Annotated in this window: 4 protein-coding genes; 2 read left to right on the top strand and 2 right to left on the bottom strand. The window is 34.9% G+C overall.

What is annotated here, in order from left to right:
* Together BOW57_RS16725 and BOW57_RS16720 are read right to left on the bottom strand one after the other, a co-directional pair.
* Positions 1-4,974, bottom strand: a 4,974-nt coding sequence (locus tag BOW57_RS16725; RefSeq protein ID WP_164973733.1) for a DUF5977 domain-containing protein, incomplete at its 3' end; no start/stop codon positions are given.
* 8 nt (positions 4,975-4,982) lie between these two features.
* A complete protein-coding gene (locus BOW57_RS16720) occupies positions 4,983-6,644 on the bottom strand; it encodes a T9SS type A sorting domain-containing protein (protein WP_129055894.1) in 1,662 nt (553 codons plus the stop codon).
* Positions 6,645-6,934: 290 nt separating this feature from the next.
* Between BOW57_RS16720 and BOW57_RS16715 the strand changes: the two genes are divergently transcribed.
* Positions 6,935-7,924 carry a sensor histidine kinase gene (locus BOW57_RS16715; protein ID WP_164973732.1) on the top strand — a complete coding sequence of 330 codons (990 nt, stop codon included), beginning with the start codon at positions 6,935-6,937 and terminating at the stop codon, positions 7,922-7,924.
* A complete protein-coding gene (locus tag BOW57_RS16710; protein WP_129055890.1) occupies positions 7,902-8,630 on the top strand; it encodes a LytTR family DNA-binding domain-containing protein in 729 nt (242 codons plus the stop codon). The genes BOW57_RS16715 and BOW57_RS16710 overlap by 23 nt, the downstream gene beginning before the upstream one ends.
* The last annotated feature ends 9 nt before the right edge of the window (positions 8,631-8,639 follow it).

Here is an 8,639-nt window from a genome sequence, read left to right as displayed (position 1 = left end):
ATTAATTTCTGCCTGTGCTTTAGCATCTGCATCTGCCTGAGATACTTCAGAAGAATATCTTGATGCGGGAACAGTATACCAAGCACTAGCCGGTGTACCTCCAGGTTCGCAATTGTTTCTTGTAATTAGCCTACTTTGTACGGTATTCCAAAAAGTACATTTTGCATTGGCATCATTATTTGCAAATGCCTGACCATTGGCATTAATTTCTGCCTGTGCTTTAGCATCTGCATCTGCCTGAGACACTTCCGAAGAATATCTCAATGCCGGAACAGTATACCAAGTACTAGCTGGTGTACCTCCAGGTTCGCAATTGTTTCTTGTAATTAGCCTGCTTTGTACGGAATTCCAAAAAGTACATTTTGCATTGACATCATTATTTGCAAATGCCTGACCATTATTGTTAACATCATCTTGAGCTAATGCATCAGCCGCCGCTTGAGAGTCTATAGAACTATATCTTCCTGCGGGAACCGTATACCAAACACTTGCAGGACTTCCGCCAGGTGAACAATTATTTCGAGTAAATAATCCACTTTTCGCAATGTTACTAAATGTACATGAACCATTGGTATTGGCATAAACCTGTCCATTATTGTTAACATCATCTTGGGCTAATGCATCTGCAGCAGCCTGAGAATCTGTAGAACTGTATCTTCCTGCTGGAACTGTATACCAAACACTTGATGGACTTCCTCCAGATGGACAATTATTCCTAGTAAACAATCCACTTTTCACAATATTACTAAATGTACATGAACCATTTACATTGGCATAAGCCTGTCCATTATTGTTAACATCATCTTGGGCTAATGCATCTGCAGCAGCCTGAGAGTCTGTAGAACTATATCTTCCTGCGGGAACCGTATACCAAACACTTGCAGGACTGCCGCCAGGCGAACAATTATTTCGAGTAAATAATCCACTCTTTGCAATGTTACTAAATATACATGAACCATTTGTATTGGCATAAGCCTGCCCATTATTGTTAATATCATCTTGAGCTAATACATCTGCAGCCGCTTGCGAACTTGTTGATGAATATCTGCCCGCAGGAACTGTGTAGACCACATTCGAACCAATTCCTCCCACAGCACAATTATTTCTTGTAAATGTCCCGCTTTTAGCAATATTACTGAACGTACATTCCCCATTTGTGTTGGCATAAGCCTGACCATTATTGTTGACATCATCTTGAGCCAATGCATCTGCAGCCGCTTGTGAACTCGTTGATGAATGCTTACCGGCAGGAACTGTGTAGACCACATTAGAGCCAATTCCTCCCACAGCACAATTATTTTTTGTAAATGTCCCGCTTTTAGCAATATTACTAAACGTACATTCCCCATTTGTGTTGGCATAAACCTGACCGTTATTGTTGACATCATCTTGAGCTATTGCATCAGCAGCAGCTTGTGAAATTGTCGATGAATGTCTGCCTGCAGGTACTGAGTATACAACTGCCGAACCAATCCCTCCAGCAGCGCAATTATTTTTTATAAACGAACCACTTTTGGCAATGTTACTGAATGTACATTCTCCATTTGCATTTGCATTTGTTAAACCATCAATATTAAACTTATCAAATCCACGAGAGTCAGCATCAGCTTGAGAAATTGTTGAAATAACAGCACCAGCCGGCTGGTTATACACTACACTAGAAGCAATTCCGCCTGCTCCGCAATTGGCTCTTGTAAATGAACCGCTTCTCGCAATACTCTTATACAGTAAGACACTTGTTGAAGAATTATCACTGCAGTCTGTCTGCTGGCCTTTATAATTGTAACAATATTTTTGAAGTACATTTAAGTCTTTATCTTTTACAAATTTCAGCCTGCCAAAAGAATCATATTCAAAATAAGAAGTCATTCCTTTCACATCGGTAATACTTGTTACTCCAACCAATGGATCATAGGTATAAGTTGATACAAAAGCATCTTGCAATGCTATTCGAAATTGATTCAGCGCATTTCTTAATACTTGTTCTGTACAATTGTCTGACATACAATTATCATTATCAACATTCGAAAGCGTTTGAAGATTTGATATAGTTTGGGAAGAAATACTAGAATATAGTACATTTTCAATCTTTGCAATTGGCTGTGTCTTATGATAACCCCAAATTATTGAGACCGGCATTCCGTTTTCTAGTGTATATTGTAAAATATTTCCTTTTTCATCATAAAGATCATAGATAATTTTTCCATCAGAATTTAAATTTATAGCAGCGTCGCCTTTGTTTTCATAGACCTTACTTGGCAATAACAAATTACTAGTTGCTGTACTTTTATCATAAACCGTTAATTGCTCCGATAATTTTGCACCAGACTTGAGCGTTTTTGTATCTAATACCAAAGCCAATCTATTACCAGCAATAAACTCATTTACAAATGGCTGAGAAGACATTTCTGGGTCTTGAGGGTAATAATATTTTACTTCTTGATTTTCTTGACTAGAATTTATTGAACTCTGTGAGGTCAACTGAATATGATTAGTTCCTCCATAGTTATACGTTTTTGTGGTACTTACATTCCCACTATCAAAATAGGTCGTTGTTTTTTCTGACGCTAATAAATCAATACTTGTACTAATTTCATATGATCCTATAGCAAAGGCATTTGTAAAATCATAATCTGCTGCAAAATATCCAAATTTACCTATCTTAAAAGCAAACATATTTTCGAAAAGACTTCTCTGAGCATTGCTTATCTCTGCATTATATACAAACTCCTTCTTCTCGACAGGAATTAATTGTATGCCATTTTTTTTATAGTGTGTAATTTCTTTAGGCTGACCTCTGTACAACTCCATACTGATTGGAGGCGGATACGGGAATCTCTTAATTACATTATCCATTGAATGGGTATATTTGTAAATTGTAACTCCTGTTTTGGCAGGATCATTAGATTCTTCTATTACCGTTTCATATCCTAATGTGGAGCCTGAATAACTTATTTGCTGCACATTACTATAAGATTTAAGTCGATGATAAAGCCCAGCGCAAATACCACCTTGACAATCACCATCACCTAATAAAACATCATCTTCAAAAACAAAATTTGGCTCACTAAATACTTTTCCTGAACTTATTTGGGAGTCATATCCCTCTGTGTATTTATATCTTTTTACTATTGGTAAAGAAAGCGGATCTGCATAACTTCTGATTTCTTTAACTCTTAACCCCCCAATATATCTATCCGTATTTTCTGGAGTTGTATTAGGGTTTTTCTTTTTCCAATTTACCATCACAAAAAAACCTTTCACAGTCAAATCTTCTCCAGGAGGAGGATTAATCGAAGCTACCAATCTATAGTTTCCGTTTTGCAGATAATATGTCGCACTGCTTCTAGAAATATAAAAAGAACTAATTGGATAATTTGAAGCATCCTCTCTTATTAAACGAAAGTTAACATTCGCATCTGCAATTCCTTCTTTTAATTCATAACCGTCACATCCCATTGCTAAATCTGCGTACGATCCTCCTAGAGAATTTCCTCCGTTTAAAAAAGCATCAGGAGGGTTATTTATGGTAAAAGTTGTTTCATAGTAACTTTCGAGTCCTGTTGTAGAACTTTCATCTATACTAGAACTCTCATCAAGATAAACTTCTGGCAGCTTGGTAGAATTTGATCTGTTATTTTCAAAATCAAATTCAGTATACCCCCCAGTTGGATAGACTATCTTTTTTAAAATTGCAAATTGCGTTTTATCAGGATTTACAAATCTATTTGCACCATCAATTACTTGTGATTTATAAAATACAGTTGGAATTAAATTTAAATTATCATTGGCTCCGTTGTAATACCCCCAATAGTCCTGCGCTTGACTATTCCTGCATGGCGGGATTGATGATTCATCATATAAAAAAGAATGCTCTATTGGCGTTTGTACAGAAGATGTATTTTTAAATTTTTCAAGAAGCATCCATTTATTAGTATAGGTTTCATTAGAATAACAATTCGTTCCATTGATAAATTTGTATTCAAAATCATACTTAAAGACCTCTTGTCCGTTAAGAGTTTTGACTTTTATAGCCTTTAAACTATAGCCGCCCTGCAAGTCCAAACGTTCGTTTGTATCTCTGGTAAACTCAACAGTACCGCCACTAAAAGATATTTTTTTTATTAGATTGGCATGAACTGTACTAATTGTTGTTATTGGTCCAGAAGTGAGAACCCCTGTATCACCTGGAAGTCCTCCTGCAAAAATTAATTTAGTTCGTGGTGTTAATGTTTTTAATGTCTGCACCTCTAAATCATAATCAAACAAAATGTTCTCATTTTTATTTGGCGACGAAATTCTTGAAACAGACCACCCTGCTGTTGTATCTTCTCCATTGGAAAAAGTTACTTCTCGCTCAGAAAATAAATATTCCACCCCTTCTTCAGTAACTAACTTAAAAGAACCATTGTCATATGAAATCTTAACCTGCGACTCTTCTAGTGTAACAAATTTGTTATTTTGCTGATCATAAATAAATTTCCCGCTTTTTCCCAGTATATTAAAATTAAAAACATCAGGTTCAGAATCTGCAGTTCCCTCTTTTAATGCATTCAAAAAATTTATTCTTTTTTGATCTTCTTCCGGTAAAAAATATAATTCTTGAACAGTATATCCCAGAAATTTACTCATAAAACCACCTGTTACTTCATCAGGTATGCCTTTTACGGAACGGGAAATCATCGGTATTGTCCCCATAGACCAGCCTAAACCAACCCAAGAAGCAACATCTTCAACTCTATTTCCACCAGTATGGTAACTTAACGCTAAAGGAAGGTTAAATTCTTTGGTTTGAATAGTATAAATTGGAATTGAAACATTGGCTGTTCCAGTAAAGTTACTTACTGGAATTTCTCCATATTTTGCAAAAGCTGCTGCATTTGGAGACAAAGGAATAATTTTATTTACATCTCCCACTTGGGAAAATAGTGTTTTAGAAACTAAAACGAATAAGACTATAATAATATTTTTCATTGTATTTTTTATCTAACAGTTTTAATAACCTTTACCGACTCCGTTTTAACATCAGTTTGAATCTTTATAATATAGATTCCTTCTGCATAATGACTTAGGTCTACAGGGACTGTCCTGCTGCTAATCTTGAAGTTTTGTAAAACTCTTCCTAAAATATCAATAACAGAAGCGGTGCCATCATTAAAATCGTAACCAATAATCACATTTGTATAGGTAACTGCCGGATTAGGAATGGCTTCAATACTGGCTTTTACTTTCTCGACTTTGGCTTTATCTTTAAGTTTTACTACCCAAAAATCGTTGCCTCCAATATTTGAATTTTTATCCATAGATGAATTTGAATTTGAAGTCCCAGCCATTAAATAGCCTCCATCTCTGGTTTCAATAAGTTTTCTTAATATATCTTCTCCGCTGCTTCCAACCGTTTTATTCCAAAATTCTTCTCCATTCTCATCAATCTTCAATGCGATGTAATCATTAATTCCTTCTTTATCTTTACCAATACCAGCCATTTTTGCCACTTGACCAACAGTTGACTGTCTGCTTTCAGCTTTTGCATAACCTCCTATCAAATACGTATGATCTTTATTCTCGACAAGGGAAGTTAGAATATCTACTTTTCCAAAATCATAGGTTTTACTCCAAATAACTCCTCCTTCTGAGTCCAGCTTTAAAACCCAAAAATCGGTTCCATTAGCAACAATACCCCCAAGAGAGGTTAAAGCATTTTTACTATTAGAATTACCTCCAACAATATAACCTCCTTCAATTGTTTGGTGAATGACATATGGCTGATCGTCTCCATCTGCTCCATAGGTTTTCTGCCATTGAATCGTGCCTATATCATCAATTTTTACAATCCAATAATCGCCTACTCCTTTGTTACCGTCTGTTTTATCTCCGGACAACGGCGAATTTGAATATCCTGCCAGAATATATCCGTTATCTGTTGTTTGCTCCATACTTCTTAACAAGTCAGCATAACGGCCTCCATAAGTTTTCTGCCATTCTATTACTCCCAGTTTATCCAATTTTACAATCCAGTAATCCATATTACCACGGCTTTTTTCGGATTTTCCATATAAATCTATGGTTGAAGATTCAGCTGTTTTTCCTTCTGCTTTTACGTTCGTAATTGAAGATGGACTTGAGCTGGAAGAACCTCCTAATACATAGCCTCCATCTTTGGTTTGAAAAGCACATAATAATTCGTCCTGGCCATCGCCGCCAATAGTACGCTGCCATTGTTCGTTACCTGATGCGTCGAGTTTTATAACCCAGAAATCAGTAAGTCCTTTACAGTCTTCCTTTTTCTCAAAACTATTTCCAGAGCTTGAAGTTCCTGCAAGTATAAAACCACCATCCTTAGTGCCTTTTATACTTTGAAGCAGGTCGAAACCATTTCCGCCTATACTCTTCTGCCAGTCCAGTTCTCCTTTTTCCGTCATTTTCCAAATCCAATAATCTAAATCTCCATGATTATTTTCAGTTTTATTTCCGGTTTTATTAGATAGAGAACTTCCTGCCAGAATAAATCCATAATCGGCTGTGGGCTGGGCATCAAAAAGGTAGTCTGCATGAATACCGCCATAAGACTTTTCCCAAAGAATATCTTGAGAATAAATTAAAAACGGTAATAGAATAAATAATGGTAAGTAAAGTTTTTTCATCTTCAATTTGGGGGTAAATTTTAAATAAAAGGTAATATTGCACCCACAAACATAGTAAGGTGAAATGTTAATTTTTTACGGTTTCCCGTAATCAAATCTTAATTTTTTAATCACATCAACAAACAAAGGAGGTTCGATGAAAAAAAAGTTATTTTTAACTTTATAACAGGATGCCATAATTTCATATTGGTACAAAAAAAATCTAACACTTATTAAGCAGTCTTTAAATTATCCTCTTTTACCTAATGTTCTTTAATAATTTAATTACTTTGCATAAAATTAAGAGCCAAATGAATAAAATTTACTACCATCTGCTTTTTTGGTTGTTTATCTCATTGTATGTATTTGATTACATAGCTTCATTTTACAATCTAAAAGAGAGTATTCTTTATACTTCATTTGAAGTTGCTGCTTTTTGCTCTGAATTTTACATTAACCTATTCATTCTGCTGCCTTTTGTTTTGAACAAAAAAGGAAAAACAGCTTATGTCTCAGCTTTAATTCTGCTGTTAAGTCTTAGCTTTTTAATCTATTACAGCACTGGATTGAATGTTGTTTTGTATGACGATGATTTGCTAAAATCATTTATTTCATTCCTTCTAAACCATTCCCTTTATCTTTTCATCTCTTATATTGTTTGGTTTTTCAATAAATATTTTACAGAAAAACAACTTCGCCTGCAGGCAGAAAATGAAAAACTGCAAACTGAAATGATGCTGTTAAAATCACAAATCAGTCCGCATTTTCTTTTTAATGCACTTAACAACATTTATGCACTAACATTGATAAAAAGTGACAATGCTCCTAAAATGCTTGCTTGTTTAGCTGATATACTTCGTTATTTTCTGTATGAAGGCGACAAGAAAAGCGTATCTCTGCTGTCAGAAATAGAAATAATTCACAAATACCTTCAAATTCAGGAATACCGAGAAATTGCAGGAATGAAAAATATTAGCTTTACCATTTCTAACGACAACTCTGTTCCGCAGGTTCCTCCTTTATTGCTTCTCACCCTAATAGAAAATGCTTTTAAACATGGAGATATTATTGAAAATCAAAATGGTTTTGTCGACATAATTCTTACCGCTGTCCACAATAAAATTGAGTTTAGTGTTGTTAATTCTTTTCAGCCTAAATCAAAAAATCAAGGTATTGGATTGAAAAATATAGAATCGCAGCTCAAAAATCTGTTTGGAGACAATTACCAATTAAGTGCCGAAGACATCGATTCAATCTTTAAAGTAAGTTTAAGTTTTTATGGAAACAAAGACAATATATAAATGCGCCATCGTCGATGATGAAACTTTAGCTCGTACTTTAATACGCACTCATTTAATGCATATTCCTGAGCTCGAAATTGTGTATGAATGCTCGTCGGCACTTGAGGCCGGCAATTATTTAAAAACAAATAAAGTCGATTTACTGTTTCTAGACATTCAAATGCAGCATTTGTCTGGAATCGATTTCTTGAAATCGCTTCAAAATCCGCCAAAAGTAATTTTTACAACAGCTTACTCTGAATTTGCTTTAGATGGTTACGAATTAAACATTATAGATTATTTACTAAAACCCATAACTTTTGAACGTTTCTATAAGGCTGCAGCCAAAGCACTTGAATTATTAAAATTAGAAAACGAAAGCAAAGATGACGCTGAAGCCTCTGTTATAGATCAATCGATAGTTATAAAATCCAGTCATCAGCATATCAAAATTCTTTTGAGCCACATATTGTTTATTGAAGGGCTTCATAAATATGTAAAAATAGTAACCGAGAAAAAAACATATACTACTTTAATTGCTCTTACGGCGATGGAAGAAGAACTTTCAAAACAGCTTTTTTACCGCTGTCATCGCTCTTTTATTGTCAACTTAAGTAAAGTGGAGCTGATTGATGGAAATTTAGCCATTATTGGAACTCATAAAATACCCATCAGCAAATTAAACAAACAGGAACTTCTTGCCAAATTAGGTAAGAAAATTGGGTAAATTAAGCGT

Source organism: Flavobacterium sp. YO64 (assembly GCF_004119505.1).
Taxonomy (GTDB): Bacteria; Bacteroidota; Bacteroidia; order Flavobacteriales; family Flavobacteriaceae; genus Flavobacterium; species Flavobacterium oncorhynchi.
This window is presented reverse-complemented; position numbering and strand designations above follow the sequence as displayed.